General features: G+C 39.3%; 14 protein-coding genes and 1 tRNA gene. 6 read left to right on the plus strand and 9 right to left on the minus strand.

Annotated features, from left to right (window positions below):
* Positions 1-54: 54 nt before the first annotated feature.
* Entirely contained in the window at positions 55-2,007 is a 1,953-nt protein-coding gene (locus tag H589_RS0112675) for a cytochrome c biogenesis protein CcdA (protein WP_027722361.1), read from the minus strand.
* A gap of 81 nt (positions 2,008-2,088) precedes the next feature.
* Here H589_RS0112675 and H589_RS0112680 point away from each other — a divergent pair.
* Both H589_RS0112680 and H589_RS0112685 read left to right on the plus strand, forming a co-directional pair.
* Positions 2,089-2,164: transfer RNA gene (locus tag H589_RS0112680), tRNA-Lys, on the plus strand.
* A 189-nt stretch (positions 2,165-2,353) separates the two neighbouring features.
* Positions 2,354-2,533 carry a hypothetical protein gene (locus tag H589_RS0112685; protein WP_027722362.1) on the plus strand — a complete coding sequence of 60 codons (180 nt, stop codon included), beginning with the start codon at positions 2,354-2,356 and terminating at the stop codon, positions 2,531-2,533.
* A 993-nt stretch (positions 2,534-3,526) separates the two neighbouring features.
* Here the strand turns inward: H589_RS0112685 and H589_RS19775 are convergent.
* The 3 genes from H589_RS19775 to H589_RS0112700 all read right to left on the minus strand — a co-directional run bounded on the left by H589_RS19775 (position 3,527) and on the right by H589_RS0112700 (position 8,208).
* Entirely contained in the window at positions 3,527-4,918 is a 1,392-nt protein-coding gene (locus H589_RS19775; RefSeq protein ID WP_051249741.1) for an alanine/glycine:cation symporter family protein, read from the minus strand.
* A gap of 66 nt (positions 4,919-4,984) precedes the next feature.
* Complete coding sequence (gene ald / locus H589_RS0112695) at positions 4,985-6,097, minus strand: alanine dehydrogenase (RefSeq protein WP_027722363.1); 1,113 nt, start codon at positions 6,095-6,097, stop codon at positions 4,985-4,987.
* 488 nt (positions 6,098-6,585) lie between these two features.
* The gene (locus H589_RS0112700) at positions 6,586-8,208 is read right to left on the minus strand and encodes a sigma-54 interaction domain-containing protein (protein WP_035076033.1); all 1,623 of its coding nucleotides are present in this window, start codon (positions 8,206-8,208) and stop codon (positions 6,586-6,588) included.
* A 934-nt stretch (positions 8,209-9,142) separates the two neighbouring features.
* Here H589_RS0112700 and H589_RS0112705 point away from each other — a divergent pair.
* Positions 9,143-10,699, plus strand: a complete 1,557-nt coding sequence (locus H589_RS0112705; RefSeq protein ID WP_027722365.1) for a DUF4301 family protein — start codon at positions 9,143-9,145, stop codon at positions 10,697-10,699.
* 102 nt (positions 10,700-10,801) lie between these two features.
* Here the strand turns inward: H589_RS0112705 and H589_RS0112710 are convergent, their stop codons facing one another.
* Entirely contained in the window at positions 10,802-13,645 is a 2,844-nt protein-coding gene (locus H589_RS0112710) for a bifunctional diguanylate cyclase/phosphodiesterase (protein WP_245577143.1), read from the minus strand.
* Positions 13,646-13,961: 316 nt separating this feature from the next.
* Here H589_RS0112710 and ercA point away from each other — a divergent pair, with 316 nt between their 5' ends.
* Complete coding sequence (ercA, locus tag H589_RS0112715; protein ID WP_027722367.1) at positions 13,962-15,122, plus strand: alcohol dehydrogenase-like regulatory protein ErcA; 1,161 nt, start codon at positions 13,962-13,964, stop codon at positions 15,120-15,122.
* Positions 15,106-16,782, plus strand: coding sequence for a PAS domain-containing sensor histidine kinase (locus H589_RS0112720; protein WP_027722368.1), 1,677 nt, complete (start codon positions 15,106-15,108; stop codon positions 16,780-16,782). The genes ercA and H589_RS0112720 overlap by 17 nt, the downstream gene beginning before the upstream one ends.
* Before the next feature lie 55 nt (positions 16,783-16,837).
* On the opposite strand, the gene H589_RS0112725 is transcribed toward H589_RS0112720, so the two are convergent.
* From H589_RS0112725 to H589_RS0112735, 3 genes are all read right to left on the minus strand, one after another.
* Positions 16,838-17,992, minus strand: coding sequence for a hypothetical protein (locus tag H589_RS0112725; RefSeq protein WP_027722369.1), 1,155 nt, complete (start codon positions 17,990-17,992; stop codon positions 16,838-16,840).
* An 18-nt stretch (positions 17,993-18,010) separates the two neighbouring features.
* Positions 18,011-19,669 carry a Na/Pi cotransporter family protein gene (locus H589_RS0112730; RefSeq protein ID WP_027722370.1) on the minus strand — a complete coding sequence of 553 codons (1,659 nt, stop codon included), beginning with the start codon at positions 19,667-19,669 and terminating at the stop codon, positions 18,011-18,013.
* A 183-nt stretch (positions 19,670-19,852) separates the two neighbouring features.
* Positions 19,853-20,329: an OmpH/Skp family outer membrane protein gene (locus tag H589_RS0112735; protein WP_027722371.1), complete on the minus strand. Its 477-nt coding sequence runs from the start codon at positions 20,327-20,329 to the stop codon at positions 19,853-19,855.
* 250 nt (positions 20,330-20,579) lie between these two features.
* Between H589_RS0112735 and pyk the strand changes: the two genes are divergently transcribed.
* Positions 20,580-22,001 (plus strand): pyruvate kinase, encoded by a 1,422-nt coding sequence (gene pyk, locus H589_RS0112740; protein WP_027722372.1) that lies wholly within the window; start codon positions 20,580-20,582, stop codon positions 21,999-22,001.
* A 62-nt stretch (positions 22,002-22,063) separates the two neighbouring features.
* On the opposite strand, the gene H589_RS0112745 is transcribed toward pyk, so the two are convergent.
* Complete coding sequence (locus H589_RS0112745) at positions 22,064-22,483, minus strand: cereblon family protein (RefSeq protein ID WP_027722373.1); 420 nt, start codon at positions 22,481-22,483, stop codon at positions 22,064-22,066.
* Between the last annotated feature and the right edge of the window lie 163 nt (positions 22,484-22,646).

Here is a 22,646-nt window from a genome sequence, read left to right on the forward strand (position 1 = left end):
AAGGGCAGATAATGAGAAAATCCGGCTGATAATTTTATCTCAGCCGGATTTTTCTTATTCGAGTGTCTGTTTTAAAGCTTCATCCATTTGTCCTGTTGTGTATAGGTCTCTGATAACCGTTGGTGATTTTGAACCGTCGCCAATACTGAATACTGCTGCCAGCGGTATAGATCTGCTGCCTAGTGACCGCAGGAATTGGTCAGCGTTTTTGTTAGGTGCAGTTAGATCAACTTTTATGAAGGTCAGGTTGTATTTTTTCTGCCACCGATTCAGATTCGCCGGAGTGAGTGTGGTTTGTTCAAGAATCTTACAAGATGGACACCAGTCTGCGGTGAATTCCACCAGCATTTGTTCATGGCCTAGTCTTGCGGCAAAGTCTTCTTTTTTGAAATTTATCCAATTGGCATTTCTAACAGGTGGGGTCGCAGCCCAAAATCCTGCGGTAATGCAAATGGCAAGAGCTGCAATACGCAGTATATACATAGATGTTTTACTGTTGCTTCCACCGGCCAGACCCCACATCCATGCTGCAACGGCTGTGAACCACATGAAGATCAGAGTCGGGATGAGCATATTTTCCGGTAGAATGCTGAGCAGGTATATACAGGTCCCTGCAAGGAAAAAACCAGCTACGCGTTCTATCCATACTGTCCATGCTCCCGGTTTAGGAAAGCGTGTTGCGAGAGCAGGAAATAGTGCCATCGATATATAAGGAATTGCCATACCTGCACCTACGCTTAGAAATACAGAGCTTATCACGTAATATTTTTGGACCATCGCCCAGCCTAGTACTCCTCCCAGAAATGGCCCGCTGCATGGTGTTGCCAGCAAAGTTGCCAGTACGCCTGTGAAAAAGGCCTGAGTGCGTGGTCCACTGTTTTTTGTGCTGATTTTCAGGTCTACTATAGGAAGATTGAATAGCCTGAATAGACTTAAAGATAGAGCAAAGACAATTCCGGTAAGTCCGATTACAACTGGTGGCTTTTGAAAAATCTGACCCCAGGCCATTCCTGTCATACCCAGAATCACACTTAGTAATCCGAAGTAGATCAGTATGCCGAGGGCAAAGAATAAATTGTGTTCACGAAAGTTACGTTTTTGCTCTGCTGCAGTTATATGCTGTGCTCCTGCAAGAAGAGTAGATAGTTTGAGGCTGATGACCGGAAGGACACATGGCATGAAGTTAAGTAGAAACCCCGCCAGCAGTCCAAAAAGTATTGCTGTAGTTAAATCTGTTACTTCAAGTCCCGGGGTAAAAGATTGCGGTTTCAGGTCAGAAAAGGAAAAAGAGGTTAATGGAGCAGTTTTATTTTCGTTATCTGTTTTTCCTGTGGCTGACTGAGGTCCTTTTTCCGATTTTGGTTTGATTATAACTTCTGCTTTTGTCTTTGGTGTCAGGGCGGAAATGTTTTTAAGATTTATTTTGTCTTTATTTGTGTTCGCGCGGGACCTTACCAATTTAAGCCACCACGGCTGAGTATTTGCCGCAGGTAATTTTTTGGCAACAATCCCAATTCCCAGAAACTTAAGCTCAGTTTTAAAAGGCTGACAGGCTGTGTCAGAGCACATTAATAACGAGAGCTGTGTCTTGAGTGTAAAGGACTTTGAGGTCTGAGGTACTGGGATCAGTATAGGTGTCTGATCAGAATATGTACCTATTTTACTTCCTTTGTTAAATGGATCGTCTTTAAGTTTACCCGGAAGGTAGAGTGGAGTTAGAATCACTTTATCCGGCATAAGGGTAGCTTTTAATGTTGTCGGCTGTCCCATTTTTCCCGGATTGTGTGAGTATGTATACCAGCCGTTTTTTGTTTCAAGGATCAGAGCTGCGAGTATTTCGGTTTGAACGCCAATTTTTGCCTGATCTTCAAGACTCAGTTTGAATATTTTCCATTTAGTATTTAGATTAGGGTTTTGATTCTGTGCACTCAGAGCATTCTGAGGATAAAGAGTTCCTGTGGCAGAAAATAAGCTTAATAAAACAAATAAAATTAACTTCAAACGCATTAAAGTGCCTTTTTTTTGAAAAAATATAAAAATGTTATTGACATCTGTAGCAATCAGCTCTAAACCGTTTTCTCACGACACGGGTCACTAGCTCAATTGGTAGAGCAGCGGACTCTTAATCCGTTGGTTAAAGGTTCAAGTCCTTTGTGGCCTACCAGAGAATTCAGGGGTTTAGATGAAAATCTAAGCCCCTTTTCTTTTATCAACTTTACTAGCTTCATAGTCTTCCCCATATAATCTAAAAAAATGAAAAAAGTTTGATTAAGTTTAAATTTTTGTCGTCGATCTATCTCCATGCTCTAGCTCTGCTTAGCTAAACTTAATTTAACCACGTTGGAGATTAAGCATGGCTGACTTTCAAAATTATAAATTTACTGGTCTTGAAAGTACAGGATTAATGAAAACTAATATTAATAGTTCAAACAAATCCCGAAAGTCTAAAAAGTCATTTATTACTTCCCCTCTCTCTTTGGCAAGAAGTTCTGAAGGAAGATTTATTGGAATGTTGAATCCTGCCGTTGAATAGACTCTCTAATCATAAGCTGCTTAAAAATTGCTTTAGCGAGCATGAAGTTAGATCAGTAATCAACTTTCGGTTCAGCTTTCTTTCGTTCATTTTGAAGCTATGCAACTGCTTCATACTGGTTCCGGTCTCAAGGTTTGTACCGGGTTAGTTAATGCTGAAATTTATTGATATCATTATTTGGGGTCCAACTGTTTCATGTATCAAGCTTTTAGACTTGGGCCGTGTGGTACCGATACATTTAAACCACTTCGCCGGGGAAAGCATATTCCAAACACGTATTGATTTGCCCAGTAGGTGAGATGTGGAAAATGACGCAGACCGCCTAATTTGCAGATGTGCCGGCAAATAAGTTCATTAACTACACCAACTCAATGTAATAAACCGAATCTTATAGTAATTAATTTAGGTGCCGGACATGAGTAAGCTGAGTCAGGTCCGGCCAGTAGGCATTCTTGAATTTACGCAAAAGCAGGTTTGCAAAGAATATTTCCCCAGCGTTACGAGGATGGATTAATTAGGCAGGCGGGTCTTTTTAATATTGTTTAACGGTGTAGCGAGAAGTCAAGTCTTCTCATATTATACTGATTAATAAAGCAATATCTTTTTAAGAAGAAATAAAAAAATGAGTCCAGCTTCCTGTTTAGGATGCTGGACTCATATGTGCATGCCTCAACCAAAATTTCCTGAATATGTTATTCAGGTAAGAATCATTTACCTCTGTAAACTCTTTTAGCATATATTATTGTGCTGTCAGAGTTGCGCAGCTTGTGTCCGGCGTTAACATGACTGCCGGATTATTTTTTTAGTTTTTTGGTACTGTTTACCTCCTGTATTTTAGTAAGAGCATAGAGTCATGTGGAAAGTGATTACGTATGACTTACTGTTGCAAACTTTGAAATATCTGGTTGTTTTTTATAGAACGACCTTCTTTCGGGCAGTGAGGCACCCGGAAGAAGGTCGTATTTTTAGGCGATTATGTGGGAAAGGGACTAATTATGAAACGCTATCTGATGGGTTCATGTTGTCGGCCTTATCAGCGCTGCTTTTTGCTGCGAAGTACTTTTTAGTTTCCGCAACTACAACCGGGGTTAACATCAGCAGTCCAATAAGGTTTGGGAGAGCCATAAGGCCGTTCAGTGTGTCTGATATGTTCCAGACAAGGCTGAGTTTAGACACGGCTCCAACTCCGACAAAACAGATGAATACAAGGCGGTAGGGAAGCACTGCCTTGATACCGAGCAGATACTCAATCGATTTTTCACCATAGTAACACCATCCGAGAATGGTAGAGTAGGCAAACAAAACGAGGCCGATGGTTACAATGTGCGCTCCGCCGGGGATTCCGGCAGCAAAGGCTACTGTTGTCAGCTCTGCGCCAGTGGCTCCACTTGACCATGTTCCGGTAAGAATCAGTACCAGACCTGTCATTGTACAGACGATAAGAGTATCGATAAAGGTCTGGGTCATAGACACCAGTGCCTGTGTTACCGGACTTTTGGTCTGTGCAGCTGCAGCAGCGATTGGAGCACTACCAAGACCAGATTCATTTGAGAATACACCGCGGGCTACACCCATTCTGATGCAGAGCATGATGGATGCACCGGCAAAGCCGCCGACCGCAGCACTCGGGTTGAATGCCTGTTCTATGATGAATAGAATAGCTGAGGGAACTTCAGTGATATGTGTAATGATGATATAGGCTGCGCCGGCCATATAAAAGACGATCATGATAGGTACAAAGAAACCTGTTACCTGACCGATCTTTTTAATACCGCCAAGAATAACTGCAGCAGTACAGACCATAAGGATGCCACCAGTTATGAATGGTGATATATGGTAAGTTGCTTCTACAGCATCTGCAACTGAGTTTGATTGAACCATATTACCGATTCCAAAGGCTGCGAAGGAAGCGCATATTGCGAATATGGTTCCAAGCCAAGGCATTTTCAGACCTTTGGAGATATAATACATAGGTCCACCGCTCATTTCACCGTGTTCATCTACAACACGATATTTAACGGCAAGAACAGCTTCAGCATATTTTGTGGCCATTCCAACGAGGCCTGTTATCCACATCCAGAACATTGCTCCGGGACCACCAATTGCAATAGCAGTTGCAACCCCTGCGATATTACCGGTACCTACTGTGGCCGATAATGCTGTCATCAATGCTTGAAAATGAGTGATATCTCCAGGTTCGTCAGTTTCTTCCTTGCGTTTAACAAGAGCAAGGTAGAGGGCGTACCACAGTTTTCTAAATTGAAGACCGCGGAGTGAATATGTGAGCCAGAAACCGGTACCTACGAGTAGAATCAACATCGGAGGTCCCCAAGCAAATGCACCTATTTTCCCTACTATTCCATCGATTAAAGTCAATAGTTCCATGTTTTCCCCTTTAACTTTTAATAATAACTCCTTTATGAGCCTCTATAATTGAGCGACTTTTGTTGCTTACAGAACGTTGTCAACGGGGACGTATTCAAGGTCAAAAGCATCTGCTACACCTTTGTAGGTAACCTTTCCGTTTACCATGTTGAGACCGGTTTTAATTGCATTGCTTTCAACAGCAGCTTTTTTCCAGCCTTTATTTGCAATCTGGAGAGCGTAAGGAAGAGTTGCATTAGTAAGTGCCATGGTGGAAGTAACAGGTACTGCGCCAGGCATGTTTGCTACGCAGTAGTGAATTACGCCTTCAACTTCGAAAACTGGATCTTTGTGAGTTGTTGCTTTTGAAGTTTCAAAACAACCACCCTGGTCAATTGCAACGTCAACGATAACAGAGCCGTCTTTCATGGATTTGAGCATTTCACGGGTAACGAGTTTAGGAGCTTTGGTACCAGCTACAAGCACTGCACCGATAACAACATCAGCTTCCAGAACCAGTTCGCGGAGAAGTGCGGGGCTGCTCATCATTGGGAAACAATTTTTAGGCATTACTTCTGAGAGGTAACGGAGTCTGTCGAGGTTCATATCAAGCAGAGAAACTTTTGCGCCGAGTCCGCAAGCCATCAGTGCTGCGTTGGTTCCTACAACACCACCACCGATAACAACTACGTTTGCAGGTGCTACACCGGTAACGCCGCCCATGAGAAGTCCTCTTCCACCGTAGTAGCGCTCAAGGTATTTGGCTCCTTCCTGTACTGACATACGGCCGGCAACTTCACTCATAGGGGTGAGGAGAGGAAGATCGCCTGAGGGGCCTTCTACTGTTTCATAAGCAATTGCGATGGATTTGTTTTTAATGAATGCACGGGTGAGAGGCTCGTCTGGAGCAAAGTGGAAATATGTGAAAACAATCTGACCTTCACGTACCATATCATATTCAGAAGGCTGGGGTTCTTTTACATGCATAACCATTTCACAGTCAGCATAAATCTCAGCGGGGGTTTTAATGATTTTAGCTCCAGCTGCAACGTAGTCTTCATCGGAATAACCGCTTCCTACGCCAGCTGAAGTTTCAACCATAAGCTCATGACCATTGGCGCACATTACTTCAACGCCTGTGGGGGTCATGGCAACTCTGTTCTCTTCAGATTTGATTTCTTTCAGGATTCCAACTTTCATTTCCAACTCTCCTAGGTAAAAATGTTATATCCCGTAATCACACCGGGAGTTTTAAAGTAGAGTCTGAACTCTTGGTTTTTACTCTCTTAGGCAATCCTCATGCCAAGATAGGCCTATGAAAGATTGTGAATTTATTCATTATTTTAAAGTTAGTTAAATCCAGTCGTTACCTGAAATGGAGATTGAAATTAAAATAACTTTGAAACTGAAAAAGGTGTGTGAAAAAAAGGATAAGAAACATAAAATGGTGCTATCTAATACCACTTGTAGCTAATAACTTCTTTAAGTATCTGATATTTATGAATTTATTTGATATGGTATGTTTTGGTTCCATAAAGGAGACTTGTTACCACCGTGCTTAGCTATATTATGAAATAGAAAATACCTATATGTTTTGCCATATATTATTGATAATATCTTTTTAAGACGTGACAGAACCGGAGGGGAAGGCAGTTCAAGTTTAGAATAAAGATGGAGGCTGTATTGTATTACATCTCAACGAGAGGAGATTCCCACATAATATCTTTAGCAGGGATGTGCAGTTCATACTTTTGTATTTTTTTAAGAAGGGCAGTGTGAGATAAGCCTAATTTCTTGGCGGCCTTACGGATGCTTGAAGTGGAATTAAGAGCTTCCAGCAGCAGTTTTGCTTCGTAGATGCCAACCATTTCTTTTAAAATCTTTCTACCAGCGGAGAGTTCGGGCAAGCGGCACTGATTACTACATGAGTGAGGTTTTGTATTGAGGTGTATATTATCAGCAGTAATTTCACTGGATTCATTGAGAATTGATGCCCGTTCAATAACATTCTGAAGCTCTCTTACATTTCCGGGCCAATTATAATTATGGAGTTTGTTCAGAGCTTCAATGCTGATGGTTTGATCTTCTTTTTGTAATTTGTAGTTGAATTGCTTGAGAAACTTGCCGACTAAAAGAGGAATGTCGGACATTCGTTCGCGTAATGGAGGTATCTGTATTGTCAGCACATTTATTCTGTAAAATAAGTCTTCTCTGAAATCGCCTGAACCAACCATCTTACTGAGGTTTTTGTTAGTTGCTGTAATTACCCGTGCGTTGACAGGAATTTCTTCAACACCACCTATTCTGCGTACGAATCCATCTTGGAGTACTCGCAGAATTTTTGCTTGAGGTGCGGGGGGCATGTCACCGATTTCATCCAGAAAAATGGTCCCATTTCCGGCGGCTTCAAAGAGTCCCGGTTTTCCTTTCTTTTTTGCTCCTGTAAAGGCTCCGTCTACATATCCGAATAATTCACTTTCGATAAGAGCTTCCGGCAGTGCTGCACAGTTGATCGGAATAAATGGTCCTTTTTTGCCACTTTCAAAATGAATGGCTCGGGCAAAGAGTTCTTTTCCTGTTCCACTTTCGCCGGTAATTGATACAGTTGTGTCGAGGTCTGCAACTTTTTTTGCAAAGCTGATAAGGTTTTTGATGGCTTTGCTTTCACCTATAAAATCAGCAAAATTAATTTCAATGGGATCCATCACAGCATCAACCATTGCTTTTATTTCTTTGAGGTCTTTTATAAGTAATACAGCTCCCACAAATCTTCCTTGGGAGTCATGAATAGGAGACGCAGAACCATAGAACTCAACTCTTCCGGTTCTAGTAACTGCTGATTTTCTTCTGCTGACAGGGATTTTTTTTTCTACACATTCAAGCAACAAATTATCTTCAGGACTTAATTCACTTACATGTGTGTTCACTATGCTTTCGTATGGCAGGTCCCAAATTCTACATGCTACACTGTTAGCGGTGTTTATGATGCCTTTAGAATCTACTGAAAGTATTCCTTCACTTATTCCGTCGAAAAGTGTGCGGTACCATCTTTCCCTTTTTTCTTGCGGTAATGTATTCAGTGGAGATTGTGATTCAATATTGGGCAGGGTTGCAAAGAGTTTGAGTATTCTATCGGGATCTAATTGATTGTTTCTATCTTCTATTTCAACTGAAATTTCAGCAAAACCTTCTTTTTGTTCAACTTCCATACAAATGATGTTCAGCTTTTGCTTTAACATAAGTTGGGTAATATCGAACACAATTCCTATTCTGTCTTTAAAAATAAGTTTAAATTTTTTGCTTGAACTCATACCGATCCCCTCCTTTTATGTGGAGTAGTTTTCCGGATTATAAATATTAAAGCTGTTAAAAATAGGATTAGAAAGTATGTTGTATCTGTTTTTTATTTGTAAGGTGTTACTTTTTATGGATAATTGTAAGGATAAGAATGAAATAATTAGTTCCGAGTAATAATCAAATTAGAGTTGATGCTTATTCCCGCAACATAAAAAATATCACAAAGAATACATTCTGAAATTTGTTTTTCTTGATTGGTAAATAAAACTAAATAAATAAGTGTGTTGAGCATTATTAATGCTCGTTTTTTTCGTAAAGAGAAAAAAACATGTTTATGTAATAAAAGCAAGTGCGAAAAATCGTATTATTTTATAACGCATGATTATATGAGCTTAACTTATTTAAAATAAACAACTTTTGGATATATTTTTTACCTAAGAGAACTTAAGTTCTTATAAATCTCAGGGTTGATTTCGTAGCTGTGTCAACATGTACATCATTTTTCAATGATTACGATTTATATAGAAGTTGTAAAGAGTCATAATCTTATCCCGTCTGATGTTGCATATCATTTAAGTAGTCACATAAATGTCCTCTTTAATCTTTAAGTACAGTTAGGTTATTTCAGGCTTATTATTTAGATGTTAAAGATCTTAATTCGTTACTGTGTATCGTTTACATTGAGTATTTTTATTACTTATAAGATTACAGTTGATTGTTTGTAACTATCTGAAAACTAATATTTTATTATAAAAAATAAAGGTAAGTATTAGAGTTATAAGGTTAAAACTGAAAAGTTATGATTTATTTTATTTTGAGACTAAACATGCGCCAAAAACTGTGCTAAGGGGTAGATATCTAGGAGTCTGTTTTGTGTTCGCAGCTAAGATAAATATGGACTTTATTGTCCACAACACTGTCTTTCAATTAAACGAGGGGAAGGTGCATATGACTACTGAAAACGAACTTCGCAAGATTGAGAACGATTTAATTGATATTATTGATAGCACTATTTCCGTTACTGATTTGTCAGCTCAGGTTGAGCGGTTTAAGACTGGATTTCCAGCTACGCACCTTGATCGGGCATGTATTATTGGAGATGGGATTTATCGTATCAAATCTAAAGAGCGTGACGAACTCTTAGGCATTTTTGAAGAAGCAGCGTCTCAAGGACGATTTTCAAAGTTTGTCCCTGCTTCAGGTGCTGCAACAAGAATGTTTAAGCATCTTATTTCTAAGTTGAATGTTGAAAAAGATGGAGGTGAACTTGAAGCGAATGATTCGCTGCTTGTAGATGACTTCATGGAGTGTCTGCCTATGATGCCTTTCTACGGTTCACTAAAGAAAGTCATGGCTGAAAATGGGTATGACCTTGAAAAATGCTTCGATAATGCTGAATATTCGACTATTTTGGAATATCTGCTGACTGATAAGGGACTTAGATTTGTTGAGATGCCTAAGGGGCTGATACCATTTCACAGCTATGATGATAGTTATAGGACTTCTTTTGAAGAACATTTGGCCGAATCTCTTGAATATATAAAATGCCGCAAGAACAAAGTTAAAATTCATTTTACTGTTTCTCCGGACCACAAAGAAGCTATCAGTACTCATATTAATGAAAGTATAGCAAAATTTAGTGGTAAAAAATTCGACATAACTTTTTCAGAGCAATCTAAGAAGACCGATACTGTTGCTGTCGATATGGATAATGAAATTTTTCGTACTTTTGATAATAAGATATTGTTTCGTCCTGCCGGACATGGTGCTTTGCTTGGGAATTTACAGCGGATGGGCGGTGATCTGGTTTATTTAAAGAATGTTGATAACGTTGTTCCTGACAGTAAGAAAGGGCCGACTATTGAGTATAAAAAACTTCTGGGTGGTTTACTTGTTCAATTGCAGGATCAAATTTTTGAATGCATAAATATGCTTGAAAATCACAATTGCAGTGAATTTGAGGTCGCTGTGGTATCCCTTTTTGCTGTATCCCGGTTAAATCTTCATCTGCCAATTAATTTTACCCAACTCAGCATACAAGAGCGTGTTGATTTTCTTTTGAAACATATATCCAGACCAGTTCGCGTATGTGGGATGGTAAAGAATCAAGGTGAACCCGGTGGCGGTCCCTTCTGGGTCAAGGGAAGTGACGGCTTTGCGTCACCGCAGATTGTCGAGAAGAGTCAGGTCGATATGACTGATTCAGATCAGGAGGAAATTTTAAAAACAGCAACTCATTTTAATCCTGTGGATCTTGTATGTGGCGTGCGTAATTATAAAGGGGAAAGATTTAACCTTATGAAATTTATGGATCCTGAAACTGGATTTATTTCCACTAAATCCAAAGACGGGCGTATGCTGAAAGCTATGGAATTACCCGGACTCTGGAATGGTTCGATGGCGAAGTGGATTACTGTTTTCGTGGAAGTACCTTTGAGTACTTTCTCACCTGTGAAAACAGTTAATGACTTGCTAAAAAGAGAACATCAAGAATCTGTTTGTTAGTTATTGCGATTCCTTCTTTCGCAAAGTGCTGTTGCTTTAAGAGAGGGCTGAAATTTAATGTCTGAAAACATTGAATTTCGGCCCTTTAATTTTAACAAATATTTATTCCCAGTTAATTAAAAAGGGTATCAGTTCGTTGATGGGCATTGGTTTAGCATACAGATAGCCTTGTATTCTGTAGCAGCCTAATTTTTTAAGTATCTCTGCTTGTTCCTTGGTCTCAACACCTTCTGCCACAACTTTAAGCTTGAGGTTCTTACTCATATCAATGATGGTTTGAACGATACTTTCATCCTCACCGTGATCAGCCATGTCAGTTATAAATGAGCGGTCAATTTTGAGAGTATTAATGGGGAATTTTTTCAGATAGGCAAGTGATGAATAACCTGTACCAAAGTCATCAATTGAAAGTGAAAAGCCCATAGCTGAAATTTGATTAAGTGTTGCAATAGTCTTTTCAGTATTATCCATAAGCATTGACTCAGTTATTTCAAGTTCAATTTTTTTAGAGTGACAACCAGAATTGTCAACAATATTTTTAATATCTTCTATCAGATCATGATGTTTCAACTGGCGACCTGAGACATTGATTGAAATGATTAAGTTGAGGCCTGTTTTTTCAATAATTTCACGTTGAATTATGCATGACTCTTTAAATACAAATTTGCCGATATCAATAATCAGGCCTGTTTCCTCTGCCAGCGGAATAAATTCGGCAGGGGATATTACTTCTCCATTAGGCTGAACCCAGCGTATTAAGGCTTCAAGACCGTATACTTTACCTGTTTTTATATTAACTTTAGGTTGATAAAAAACAGCAAATTCATTTTTATTAACAGCTTGTCGGAGTGCATTTTCAATGTTCAGTCTTCTTTCTATCCGGTCATGCATTTCCTGCTTGAACATGTGGTAGCCGTTCTTGCCTTCTTCCTTAGCCTGATACATAGCAATATCGGCGTTCTTAATAAGTGTGCCGGGATCTTCGCCATCATCGGGGTAAAGGGTAATCCCAAGACTTGTGCTCACATACAGTTCGTGTCCATTGACCTTGTATGGTTTGGAAAATGCTTTAAGCAGTATTTCTGCCTGATTAATTAAATGAAATTCATCTTTTACATCTTCGATCATGATAACAAATTCATCACCGCCAAGGCGTGATATGATATCCTGATTTCCAAATATCTCAGAAATGCGGTTTGCTGTTATCTGCAGTATTATGTCACCTAAAGCATGGCCGAGTGAATCGTTAATGGTTTTAAAATTATCTAGATCAAGATAGAAAAGAGATAGCTTGGTATTTTGGCGTCTTGCTCTTGATATTGCCATTGCAATTCGGTCAATAAGCAATACTCTGTTTGGAAGACCAGTTAATGCATCGTGATGGGACTGATATTTAATTTGTTTTTCTTTGCTTTTCATTTCAGTGATATCATGAAAAACCGCAACGTAGTGTGTTGTTTCATTGGAAGAATCATGAATTGCACTGATACTTAACAGTTCTGGGAAAGATTCACCGTTTTTTCGTCTGTTCCAGATTTCACCTACCCAGTGGCCTGTTTCAACTATTTCTTCCCACATGGTCTTGTAAAAATCTTTGCCATGTTTATTTGATTTTAGAATATTTGGATTTTTACCGATTACCTCATCAACATCATACCCTGTAATTGTTGTGAATGCTGGATTAGCCTTGATTATATTACCGTTAAAATCGGTAATAGTGATTCCTTCCATTGCGTTATTAAAGACTTCTTCAAAAAGTTTGCGTTGGTATTCAGATTCTTGTCGGGTAGCGACTTCTGTACTGAGGTTACATTGTATCCCTTGAAAATCATCCATAAATTTATTGAACTTGCGTGAAAGGACACCTATTTCGTCTGGTGAATTGTTTTTCGAACGGGTGGTCCAATTCCCTTTTGCTGCATCAGAAAAAAGCGCAACAAGCTTATTAATTGGAATAGTTATACTGTTTCCAATTAGTGCACTTAAAGGAAGTGCAAGAACTAAAGATATGAAAATTGAAAAAATAATAAAATATATTATTTGCTTGAGGGGATAATATATCTCATCTGTATACATTGAGGACGCAACAATCCAGTCCATTTCTGGGAGGTACTTAAAGATTGCAATTTTTTCGCGGTTTTTTTTGCTGTTTTGGTCAACCAAGTTATACTTAATCTTGCCATTTTTCTTTTGATAGATGTCAGATAGAACCTGATAGCCAAGTATATCGTAGAATTCTTTCATAGTACCTGATATCCATGGGTGAACTATGACTTCTTCATCTTTACCTATTATGAACACGTAGCCTGATTTTCCGAGTCTTACGGCTTTTATTTTTTCGCGAAAATCTTCAGCATTTACAAGGGAAACAAAATCATTACGGTATGCTGATGCTGAAATGATCCAATCCCACGGTTTAAAATAAGCCATGAACAGGGCTTTTGCTTTTTTATCTCCTTCATTTGGGTTTGCCCAATCGTATTCAATATAGCCAGTTTTAAGAGCTAGCTGCTTTTGTATAAAATCGAAATTATCTACATTAATTCCGACCAGTTTACTGTTAGGATGTACGGCAATACTGCCATTACTGTGTAGGCAGTAGTTGTATCCTTTTTTACCTATTTTTTGATTTAAAATCAGTTTCTCAGCTTTGTTTTTAGCTTCGGCTTCAGTTAATTCACCAGATTTATATTCTTCATAGATCGTTTGAATATTTTGAAGATTCGTTTCAGATACAGCTCGTAAATGGTTGCGGACCGAAACATTAATTGCGGCTTGAACCATATCTGCAACAGTACTGGTTGTATTGATCAGTTCATTTTCAATGTTGTTTTGAACGATATTTTTAACAAGCGGATATATTGTGCCTGCACATAAGATAATTGCAAAAATTGTAATTGCCGAAAATGAAAGGGTGAGCCTTGAGCGTATTTTCAGACGTGTCATAATTATTGATAGTTTCATCATATTCGTATTGGCAGGTTACCGGTTTATAGTTTCAATACGTAATATTAACTTTATCTAATATTATTTGATCATGGTATTATATTAATATCATAGATAGCAATAGTTCCTAGTATTAATTCATTAATCTAAAATTATAACGTGAAAGTGGCGTTTAATATTTGTATGAAAATTTCAGATATTGTAGCGTGTTATTTGCTTTATTAAATAAAAAGGTGTTATCTGTTAAAAAAATGTTAGCTTAACCTTATATATCGATGAATAAAGGTTATTACCTTTTTATCTGTGGAGGGAGGCTGTGAAAGAAGTTATCGCCAAACGTAAATTTGTTGCTCCAGAGTTGATTTTCGGAGTAGGTGCATCACTGCTGGCAGGGCAGTATGCTGAAAATTTCGGTGTAAATAAGGCTTTGATAGTTACTGATCCGGGACTTGTTGAGTGTCGTTGGGTTACTAAGGTCCAAGCCAGCTTGACTAAATCCGGTGTAGATTCGGCTATATTTAGTGATGTTTCTGAAAACCCGCGCGATACGGAGGTAATGAAAGGGGCTGAAGTATATATGGATAACAATTGTGACTGTATTGTTGCAGTCGGTGGTGGAAGTCCGATGGATTGCGCCAAAGGAATTGGTATTGTTATTACAAATAATGCTCATATTCTTTCTTTTGAAGGTGTAGACATGGTCGAAGTTCCCGGTCCACCTCTGATATGTATCCCATCCACCGCTGGTAGTTCTGCCGATGTTTCACAGTTTGCAATTATTACCGATACTAACCGTGATGTTAAAATCAGTATTGTCAGTAAAGCTATGGTTCCGGATGCAGCCCTGATTGATCCCGAACTAACAACGACTATGAGTCTGCAACTGACAGCAGCAACAGGTCTGGATGCCCTTACTCATGCCATAGAAGCCTATGTTTCCAATGCAAACTCTGCACTTACGGATTTACTGGCCCTTGACGCAATCAAGCTTGTAAGTGAAAATCTTGCAGCAGTTATACAAGATCCTGAAAATATAGATTTGCGTGGTCATATGATGCTTGCAAGTATGCAGGCAGGACTTGCTTTTTCAAATGCTATTCTCGGAGCTGTGCATGCTATGGCTCACAGTCTGGGCGGGCTTCTGGATCTTCCACATGGTGAATGTAACGCAATTCTTTTGCCATATGTCATCAGAAAAAATTTTTCCTCTGCTGTTGAGAGATATACGGAAATATCTGAGTCCATGGGAATTAATGTTCAGAACAAATCTTCAGATCAAGTTTGCGATGAACTTGTGCAAAGAGTTATTGAATTGCGAACAGCAGCTGGAATACATAAATCTTTACGTGATTTCGGTTTGAGAGAAGCTGATATACCAAAATTAGCTGAGCTGGCTTTGAAAGATGCGTGTATGGTTACAAATCCTGTTGAACTCACCCAAAAGGATATAGAGAAAATTTATGAGGCGGCGTTATAAGAAAGAAAGCAACGAGGATATTCGCAATAAACTCATAGGGCTCGGCGAAAATTCTATGCGCAAAAGCTATTATCCTGAACTAAGGGAAAGGATTAATGAGCTAGAAAGATTCAGGGCACTGGTAGAGCATGCTAATGATGCTCTGTTTGTGCTTGATGCTTTCTCATGGAGTTTTGCAGATATAAATAAAACGTCTCTTAAAAAGACTAATTATTCGCGTGAGGAATTGATTGATAGCCCTCCAGAATTAGTTTTCCCTGAAGAAACATGTTTTTTACTTCATGAGGTACTTACTGACGATGAAGTCTATTCTTCATGGGATAAGGAAGATGTCTCTACAACTGAGTTGCTATGCAAAGACGGGGCTAAAATTCCGGTTGAGATGACCTTGCGCGTACATTTTGTCGGTGGCAGACTGTATATTGTTATGGTTGCCCGTGATGTTCGCAGGCGTCTTGCTGATCAGCGTGAACTCCGCCGTACACGTAATTATCTGGCAAATTTGATCGATTCAATGAAGTCAATTCTGGTCGGAGTTGATGAAAAGGCCAATGTTGTGTTGTGGAATGCTCATGCAGTAGCAGAGACAGGAATTTCGGAGGTTGATGCTCAGGGACATTTTGTTTTTGAGATGATGCAAGAACTTCGGCGTTTTGAGCACCTTATTTATGGTACTATCCATGGCGAGGTTGAAGGCGGAACAGAAATTTTTCATGTGGATCGTGGAGCCGAGTCCGTTTTTTTTGAAATTGTAGTCTTTCCTTTTAAGTCTGAGGATGAGGCCGGAGCAGTAATTCGTATTGATGATATTACTGCCCGTACCCGTATGGAAGAAGTTATGGTTCAAACTGAAAAAATGATGACTGTCGGCGGTCTGGCCGCAGGAATGGCTCATGAAATTAATAATCCACTGGGTGGGATTCTGCAAGGTGTTCAAAATATTTTAAGGAGACTTTCCAGTGACTTAAATAAAAATAAAATGATTGCAAATGAGCTGGGCATACCTTTTGATAAAGTTTTGCAATATTGTGAGCGTCGTGGAATTATCAATAAACTTCAGTCAGTCCAGCAAATGGGAGAACGCTCTGCCCGGATCGTTTCCAATATGTTGCAATTCAGCCGTCAATCCGGAGGGGAGAAGGTCTGCTCAGATATTGCTAAAGTTGTTGAAACAGCTATTGATTTATCTTTCAGTGGATATGATATTTACCGAAAGTCAGGAGATCGCGGCATAGAGATAGTTCGTGATCTCGATAGTTCCATTTCTAATATTTTATGTTCTCCGTCTGAAATTGAACAGGTGTTGATTAATCTTATTAAGAATTCTGTTCAGGCAATTTATTCTGATCCAGATCGAAATGAAGACTCACGTGGTGTTATTACTGTCAGGCTTAAGCTTGAAAGTGAATTTGTGCGTATAGAAGTAGAAGATAATGGTCCGGGGATGGATAATGAAACCCGTAAAAATGCATTAGAGCCATTTTTTACAACAAAGGCAGCTGGTGAAGGAACGGGACTAGGTCTTTTTGTCTCTTATTTTATAATTACACAGAAGCATGGTGGTCTATTTACCATTGAGACAAGCCCTGGAGAAGGAATGACAGTAATAATTAGAATTCCAATCACATTTTATTGCAGTTCTGAGACTAGAATTTCCTGATAAATTGAGTGATTTTTTTTGCGGGCCGCATGCGTAAAGCATGCGGCCTTTTATTTTAGATTTTTCTTTCGATTAATTCTGCCCGTCTTTCCATATCATCTGCAATTTTATTCAATATTCTGCTTCCGGAAAGGATTGATTCAATTCGGCTGTCTTTGTCTTTGATGCGTCTGAATACCCATTTGGCAATGTAAAATGAGTCATCAGGAGTTTCACATATACCAGCACAAAAAGACTTAATTTTAGAGGTTATACCCTCTTTTATTTTCTCGCGGACAGTTATCGCATCTTTAAGAATTTTTCCGGAATGAGTCGCTCTGTTTTTAGCTGCTACTGAGTTTGAATTCTGGGACTGGTTCAGGTCAGATTGAAAAATACCATTTGCAATATCAACTCTTTTTTCTGCCTTGATATATCCATCCATGGCCTGAATAAGATCTCTATTTTCAGCGATAGCATTTAATATGGCAGCAACATGACGGAGGGGAAACGTGCTCACTTTGAACATCTCAGCCCGTTGTTTTCTTGTCAGTTCACGCAGTTCATATGAATCACCTTCAAGCATAAACTTTCTTTCTGCCAGAATTCCTTTTTCCTCAATAATATCGAGCAGATCAGAATTATATGTTTCATAAAGTTTGGTCAGTGTGCCTGGAGAAAGCAATTCACTCCAGATTTCTCTGCGGGCAGAATCAAGAGACTCAGATTCTGGTGTAAGACCCCGTAAATTTAGACCAAAGTATGTGTTGATGCTTTTAAAACCGGCAGAGCTGTATCCTGCTTTTTGATTATTAGGAATAGATCCCACCGGATGGTAGTTGTCAGCAATATAGCTTGCTAAATTATCTAAGAAAATTTCAGTTACAATAACTTTCTGGATTTTAGTAATTGCTTTACCCGCAGTCATTTCATCTGTTTTGTTTCTGTCGGGTTTGTTTTCTTTTTCATTTGTGCGGTTAGAGCCTTGGCTGTCTTTTTGCGGCTTAGCATCGCTAGTATTATTGGTAGCATTATTATGATTACCGGAACTGGCAATTTTACCTGATATGGGTTGCATACCGCTTGATCCGTTCTTATGAACCCAGGCCGGAGCGTCTACAGGTGCGCTTGTTTTTTTGGCAGTATCATTTTTAATATAGAGAATAAGTGCGATTGCAGATGCAACGAATACAGCACCAAAAATAAGTGCGGGAATTTTGAATTTATTCATTATGAAGCTCCAGTATTTTTACCAGTGGCGGTTCCATGCAAATTTAACAGTGTTTGTCGGGCAGCAGATGCCGGAAGCCGGATTCATAGCTGTAAGATAGACAGCCCCTTTGGCAGTCTGTCTGGTAATTCTTCGTATTTTTGAGAAAAGTTCAAGCTGCTCAACCATTTCGGGGACTGGAATATTACCTTTTCCTCCGGCCGAAAGCAGCTTGGCTTTTAAATCATGATATGCTGATAGCATGTCGTGTATCATGTTGTCGATTTTGCAAAATTCATCAGATGATGGATTATCTGCAATATTCAGTACTCCAAGGCATGAGTTCATGAATACAGATACCAGATCTGCATCAGTACCAAGTTTTTCAAGATCAGGTTTTAGTCTTTTCTTTTCAATTGATGAAGATAAGGCTCCGGCTGTTCTGAAATATTGTAGAACTCTTAAAGCCGTAGCGACCTGTTGTCCCTGAACTTCGGTCAGTGGTCTGGATTGCAGCTTAGCGCAAAAAGATCGTGAAGCCTCAATAAGGCTATTCTGGATTTCTTTATCAGAAGACATTGCAGCATAACTGAAATTAGAATTAAGCCCGTTACGTACTATTGTACGGGTAACTTCACCTATTCGTTCCATTTCTAAGTTCAGGGCATCAATGGCTAGAGTCGGAGTTCCGATAACATTGCTGTCAAGATATTGAGGTAGAGTTCTATCATCTCCTGATTTTGCATATCGCCGATTGATGAAGTCTACAAGACGACTTGTGAAAGGCCAAAAAATGATAACTCCAAGAATATTAAAAATAGTATGAAAGAGGGCGAGAATCACAGCCGGTTCATGCTCAATACCCACCATTTTAGTTAAAAATAATATAGAATTAATGATAACTGGAAGCAGTAGAAGAGCGGTAAGGGCTGTTGCTATATTAAAGATTATGTGTGCTGTAGCTACTTTTTTAGCATTTACAGTTGCACCGATGACGGAAAGAGCCGCTGTGGAAGTAGTTCCTATGTTTGTTCCGATTATTGCAGCTGCTCCCTGATTAAGGTCGAGAAGACCACTGACCGTAGCAGTTAAAACCAAGGCCATGGCAGCACTGGAACTTTGCATCAGTACGGTTAGAATTAGTCCGATACCTATAAAAACAGGTATGGATATAAGTCCCATATTTGCGAACTGTGAGAGGTCAATTGATGACTCTATCCCATTGAAAGATGTTTGCAGAGTTGCAATTCCGATGAGGAACAGGCCAAAACCGGCAAAGGCATCACCAAAAAAAGATCGCCGGGCATTTGGACCGCTAAGACGCATAAGCGCACCTATAGCAATCATAGGCAGGGCAAGACTTTTCATATTAACACTAAAACCAACCGAAGCGACAATCCATCCAGTTATTGTTGTTCCTATATTACTGCCGTAAATTACCCCCACAGATTGTGAAATGGTGATGAGGCCAGCATTAACAAAACCTATAACTGCAACAGTGACTGCGCTTGAGGATTGAACCATAGCGGTTATTATAAAACCTGAAAAAAGCCCTCTGGCAGGGTTTTTTGTCCATTCTCCCAATATTCTTTTAAGGGAACCTCCTGCTGCCTGTTTAAGCCCGGTTGTCATCATCCTCATACCGATAAGGAAAAGTCCAAGGCCTCCAAAAAGGCTTCCGAAAATTGCAAAATTCATAATAATCCATTCGTTTTAATTGAATTTTATGGTGACTATTTAATCCAATAATCCACTGGCTAATTTTAAAAAGCAAGTGAAAGCTGGTTATTAATTGGTTAATTTTGCATTAAGTGTATAAAAAATAAATCCCCCCTGTCATATGACAAGGGGGATTTGTAATCCATAAAAATCAAATAAAGATTATTCAGGTTTGATTTTGATGTCCATTTTATCCATAGCTTCGATGATTTTTGCACTTATGTCTGCAGCTTCGTCATAGCTGATGGCAGATTCAGTAGAGATAACAGCAGAGTATCCGTTTGCTTTGCGGTAATCACTAACTGCTTTGGTGAAACTGTTTTGAAGAGCTTCAACAATTCTGTTCTGTTCAGCACTCATTTTAGTCTGGTATTCGCCAAGAGCTGCCTGAAATTTGCGGGTATTTTCTTCAGTTTGATTACCTGCAAGTTCTTTCTGCATTTCAGTAAATTTTGCCTGAAATTCTTCGCCAGCATTTTTTAAATATTCCATTCCGGCAGCTCCGGCCTTGCACTCTTTGAAAACCTTGTTAGTATTAACAAAGGCAATTTTAGATCCGGAGTTTGTCTGCTGCTGACAGCCTGCAATAAACGCTGCCATAGCAATGAGAAGTGTCAGTTTAAGTAAATTTTTGAACATTTGATCTCCATGTGGTTAGATTATTTTTATTTAAGGTCGATTTTCTAAAAATGGGCAAAGACGCTCTGTAAAACAATTTAATAGCTGTTGGCAAGAAAACTGGCCTTGAAATTATCATTATGGACATTTCCGAAAATTAGGTTATAGTTGTTTTCGGAAATGAACATTTACAGTCAGGTCAGCTGTACGGATATTGGTGAATTTGGGAAGTGGGAAATTTACTCAATAAACAAAACTTGAGGTTAAGAAAATGAGAACCAAAGTTGTTGCTACTCTGGGGCCGGCTTCCGGTAATGCCGAAACTATTACTAAAATGGTTAAAAACGGGGTCAGGATCCTGCGTTTGAACTTTTCACATTCGGACGCTGAAAGTTTTCGTCCACTTATTGCCATAATTCGTAAGGTGGAAAAAGATTTATCCATTCCTCTGACCGTTATGGGTGACCTTTGTGGTCCTAAGATCAGAGTTGGAGTTGTCGAAGGTGCTCCTCACGAGATTGATGCCTATAATGATGTTTATCTCGGACTTCCTGAAGTTGCAGGTGATGTGACTGATCTGCCTTTTATTCCTCTTGATCAGCCTGAGCTTCTGCTTGGACTTAAAGATGGTATGGAAGTTTCATTAAGCGATGGAATGCTTACATTTCTTGTAACTGAAACTATTGAAAAAGATAAACTTTATAAGATTCGCTCTCAAAATGCAGGGATTCTTTCTTCACGTAAAGGAATAACTTTTCCCGGTAAAAATATTGCACTGCCTGCATTTACTGAAAAAGACCGTGTTGATCTCGCCGGATGTATCGATATCGGAGTAGATGCTATCGCAATGTCTTTTGTTCAGACGGCGAAAGATGTTGAAGATGTTCAGGCTGAAATGCAGATTCGCGGTACATGGTTGCCAATTATCGCCAAGATTGAGAGACAGAACGCTGTAGATAATATTGAGTCAATTTTAAAAGTTGCTGACGGTATTATGGTTGCTCGTGGCGATCTTGGTCTTGAGTGTAAGCTTTCTACTGTGCCTGTTATTCAGAAAAAACTTATTCGTGCAGCTCGACATGCTCAGAAGCCTGTTATTGTTGCTACACAGATGATGCTTTCAATGGTTAAAAATCCGATTCCTACTCGTGCAGAAGCAAACGATGTTGCTAACGCAATTATGGACGGGGCTGATTGCTGTATGCTGTCCGAAGAAACTGCAATTGGTAATTATCCTGCTGAAGCTGTCGGCTATATAAAGGAAATTGCTGAGGGTACTGAACCTTACTATCTGGAACGTATAGAAGAACCGTATAAGCCGAGCAAAGAAGTTAATCCGATTAAATATCTTAGTTATTCAGCTTGTCTGCTTGCCGATAATATTGAAAGCCCGGCTATTCTCTGTCATTCAAATAGTGGGGCGTCTGCTAGAGTTATTTGCAGTCGTAGACCTCAGCAGGCCATATATTGCCTGACACCTGATAAAAGTGTTCCGTCCTATTTAAATTTCTTCTGGGGGATGATTCCAGTTTTGACTGATTCTACAATTCCTAATCACAGAGAGCGCCTTGAAGCGTATCTCGAGTCCAGTAAGACATTTAGCAGAGGTAAAGGATATATTCTGGTTTCCGGCCAGCCTACACCCGGCCAGACTGAATCTAAAACAAATGAGATAAAACTTTACTATAAATAAATTAGTACTTTGTTTTTGGTATAAATAAATAATGCCCCTGAAATCATATGATTTCAGGGGCATTATTTATTATCGTCAAGAATATTGTTTTTGATGAGTCCGAAAAATGAATAATTACTGCCCTGAAATTTCCAACCAAGATGTTTAAGACAGTTTTTACAAATTGCAATTTTCCATGTGTATCCTGAGAACCATGAAAATTCAGATGATGGTTCACCTATGCTTGAACTACCTATAGCTGTAGAAAAACACTTGATTTGAAATACGTAGCCACCGGGATTGAAAAAAGAGTGCTCATGGCTGCCGTTGATGTTGATGGCAAAGGATTTGGCTGTAATTTGGAAACCGCATTCTCGACATATAATTTTATTATATTCACGTGTCTTCTCCTTAGAAGACTGGTCTGAATCAGGGGTGTCATGCTGAATGGATGAAGGCTTCGTTTTTAAGAAATACTGGTTGATTTGTGGTAATATTTCCATGCGAAGAATATATCTTGCAAAATAGGATATGAGAAGGGCGGAGACATTATAAAAATAAAAAAGGCTGTTTTCTTTCGAAAACAGCCTTTGAGCTATCTGGCTCCCCGGGAGGGACTTGAACCCCCAACCTAGTGATTAACAGTCACCCGCTCTGCCGATTGAG

The sequence above is a fragment of the Maridesulfovibrio zosterae DSM 11974 genome (assembly GCF_000425265.1).
Classification (GTDB): Bacteria; Desulfobacterota; Desulfovibrionia; order Desulfovibrionales; family Desulfovibrionaceae; genus Maridesulfovibrio; species Maridesulfovibrio zosterae.

Coding starts and splice junctions, on each gene's coding strand:
- H589_RS0112720 (WP_027722368.1), top strand. CDS start 15,106: ATGAGGCGGCGTTATAAGAAAGAAAGCAACGAGGATATTCGCAATAAA.
- H589_RS19775 (WP_051249741.1), bottom strand. CDS start 4,918: ATGGAACTATTGACTTTAATCGATGGAATAGTAGGGAAAATAGGTGCA.
- ald (WP_027722363.1), bottom strand. CDS start 6,097: ATGAAAGTTGGAATCCTGAAAGAAATCAAATCTGAAGAGAACAGAGTT.
- H589_RS0112705 (WP_027722365.1), top strand. CDS start 9,143: ATGACTACTGAAAACGAACTTCGCAAGATTGAGAACGATTTAATTGAT.
- H589_RS0112735 (WP_027722371.1), bottom strand. CDS start 20,329: ATGTTCAAAAATTTACTTAAACTGACACTTCTCATTGCTATGGCAGCG.
- H589_RS0112745 (WP_027722373.1), bottom strand. CDS start 22,483: ATGGAAATATTACCACAAATCAACCAGTATTTCTTAAAAACGAAGCCT.
- H589_RS0112685 (WP_027722362.1), top strand. CDS start 2,354: ATGGCTGACTTTCAAAATTATAAATTTACTGGTCTTGAAAGTACAGGA.
- H589_RS0112725 (WP_027722369.1), bottom strand. CDS start 17,992: ATGAATAAATTCAAAATTCCCGCACTTATTTTTGGTGCTGTATTCGTT.
- H589_RS0112700 (WP_035076033.1), bottom strand. CDS start 8,208: ATGAGTTCAAGCAAAAAATTTAAACTTATTTTTAAAGACAGAATAGGA.
- H589_RS0112710 (WP_245577143.1), bottom strand. CDS start 13,645: ATGACACGTCTGAAAATACGCTCAAGGCTCACCCTTTCATTTTCGGCA.
- H589_RS0112730 (WP_027722370.1), bottom strand. CDS start 19,669: ATGAATTTTGCAATTTTCGGAAGCCTTTTTGGAGGCCTTGGACTTTTC.
- pyk (WP_027722372.1), top strand. CDS start 20,580: ATGAGAACCAAAGTTGTTGCTACTCTGGGGCCGGCTTCCGGTAATGCC.
- H589_RS0112675 (WP_027722361.1), bottom strand. CDS start 2,007: ATGCGTTTGAAGTTAATTTTATTTGTTTTATTAAGCTTATTTTCTGCC.